Origin of the sequence: Yersinia sp. 2542 StPb PI (assembly GCF_048593855.1) — a bacterium.
Lineage (GTDB): Bacteria > Pseudomonadota > Gammaproteobacteria > Enterobacterales > Enterobacteriaceae > Yersinia > Yersinia enterocolitica_E.
The window spans coordinates 1-752 of record NZ_JAZGQA010000449.1 but is presented as its reverse complement, the minus strand read 5'-3'; the positions used below and the strand labels follow the sequence as shown (position 1 = coordinate 752).

The following is a 752-nucleotide window of genomic DNA, read 5'->3' as shown; positions in this document are numbered from 1 at the left end:
ATAGGATATAACATTATGTCTAATGCTATCGTATTGAAAAAAATCAGTGAATCACGCCGTGACGCATTGGTGAACTATGCCCTGGCCAAAAAAACATTTGGCAAAGAAATTAAAACTGCTGACGAATTGTATCAACACCTGCTGCTGGATACCAAAATTGGCAGCGAGGTAAAAACCTCAAAAGTTGCCGAAGCTATCAGCAGCCTGCAACTCTATATTGAACGCTGTATTGACGGGGCCGAACCTGACGCGGCCGCCGATAAAGTTGCCAGGCATTTCAGCACAGATAACTTCCTGCATAACTGGAGTATTTATAATAAACGTTACTCTCGTTGGGCGGGTAAAGAAAAGCTGAAATACTATGCTGCCGATTATATTGATCCGACTTTACGTTATAATAAAACAGAACTGTTTACCGAGTTCGAACAAAGTATTAACCAGGCTAAATTGACTGAGAATTCAGTGACGAAAGCGATGCAAAAATATCTGATTAGCTATGAAAAACTAGCACGATTGGATACCATCAGCCACCTGGTCACACCTAAAAAAGACACACACTTCTTTATTGGACGCACTAAAGAAAAACCCTATCAGTATTTTTGGCGCAGTTGTGCAGAAGATAGCACTGTAAATAAAAATCAATTCATTTGGTCAGAATGGAAGGCAGTTAATAGTAATATCGATGGTTCACAGAAAGATCATATTACCGTTTTTTGGCAAAGAAATAGATTGCATCTCTCATGGGCATCGAG

The 752-nt window shown here is 39.8% G+C and carries 1 protein-coding gene; it reads left to right on the top strand.

What is annotated here, in order from left to right; translation table 11 throughout:
- Positions 1 to 15: 15 nt before the first annotated feature.
- The coding region (locus tag V1952_RS22220; RefSeq protein WP_420075592.1) for a neuraminidase-like domain-containing protein at positions 16 to 752 on the top strand (737 nt) is incomplete at its 3' end.